The following is a 1,507-nucleotide window of genomic DNA, read 5'->3' on the forward strand; positions in this document are numbered from 1 at the left end:
CCTAACACACAACCAGCGTCCCCGACCCCCCGCTTTGCGCTTCCGGGTTGGCGGCGGCCGCCGCCGCGGCGGTGCTGTTCGCCGCCGTGGCCGTGATCATCGCCGTGACGACGCCCTGGAACCCGCTGCCCGGCGCGGTCCCCGGCGGGCACGTCCCGGCCGACCCGGCCCCCGACTTCACCCCGGCCGAGATCCACCGCGCCGCCGCGTTCGACGGCGCGCTCAACTGGCCCGCGTACGGCCGCCTGATCACCGTGCTGGTGGTCGTCCTCGGCCTCGGGTTCAGCCCGCTCGGCGCGCGCCTCCTCGGGGCGCTCACCGCCAGGACCCGCCGCCTCCCCCTCCGGGTCCTCATCGGCGCCGTCGCGCTCACCTCGCTGACCTGGCTGATCTCGATGCCGTTCGCGGTCTGGGGTGAGACGATCCTGCGCGACTACGGCCTGTCCACCCAGAGCTGGCCGAGCTGGCTGGTCGACCAGGTCAAGTCGCTCGCGGTGACCTGGATCACCTACACGCTGGGCCTGCTGCTGCTCACCGCGCTGATCCGCCGCTTCCCCCGCTACTGGTGGACGGGCGCGGCCGTCGGCGCGGGCGCGCTGGTGGTCGCCGGATCGTTCGCCTACCCGGTCCTGGTCGAGCCGGTCTTCAACTCGTTCCACTCGCTCCCGGCGGGCGAGCTGCGCTCGGGCCTGCTCGACATGGCCCGCCGCGACGGCGTCCCGGTCTCGGACGTGCTGGTCGCCGACGCCTCCCGCCGGACGACCTCGCTGAACGCCTACGTCTCCGGGTTCGGCTCCACCCGCCGGATCGTGGTCTACGACACGCTCCTGACCTCGATGTCCACCCCCCGGATCGAGTCGATCGTGGCGCACGAGCTGGGGCACGCCAAGAGGGACGACGTCCTGCACGGCACGCTCATCGGGGCGCTCGGCGCGGCGGGCGGCGTGTGCCTGCTCTCGCTGCTGCTCACCTCGCCGCGCCTGCTGCGCCGGGCCGGGCTCAGCGGGCCCGCGTCCCACCGTCCGACCCGGGACGAGGCGGCGCGCGACCCGTCCGTCCGGGACCGCGGCGCGGCCTCTCCGCAGGCCCTGGCGCTGGTCCTAGCGCTCATCGCCGTCGCGACGCAGCTGGAGACGCCGGTGCAGAACCTGGTGAGCCGCCGCGTCGAGGCCCGCGCGGACGCCCACGCCCTCAACCTCACCCGCGACCCCGCGACGTTCGCGACCATGCAGCGCGAGCTGTCGGTGCGCAACATCTCCACGCTCACGCCGGACGTCCTGGAGACCCAGCTCTGGTCCGACCATCCGACCGGTCCCGAACGCATCGCCATGGCGCGCGACTGGGCGCGGATGCACCACGTCCCGGAGCCGCCCCCGCTCGTCCGGCCCTGAGAGAACGGCGACGGGCCGTCCGGTGAGCGCTCACCGGACGGCCCCGCGCGGGTGCCGCGGCCGGGGGATACCGCCCCGGCAGGCCGGCGCGGCCGACCGCCGCCGCCCCCGCCGCT

1 protein-coding gene is annotated in these 1,507 nt (G+C 75.2%); it reads left to right on the forward strand.

Going from position 1 to position 1,507, the window contains the following annotated elements; all coding sequences use genetic code 11:
* The first annotated feature begins 47 nt into the window (after window positions 1-47).
* Window positions 48-1,391: a M48 family metallopeptidase gene (locus AB0J52_RS40150; RefSeq protein WP_500188429.1), complete on the forward strand. Its 1,344-nt coding sequence runs from the start codon at window positions 48-50 to the stop codon at window positions 1,389-1,391.
* Window positions 1,392-1,507 lie beyond the last annotated feature (116 nt).

Source organism: Spirillospora sp. NPDC049652, assembly GCF_040675125.1.
Classification (GTDB): Bacteria; Actinomycetota; Actinomycetes; order Streptosporangiales; family Streptosporangiaceae; genus Spirillospora.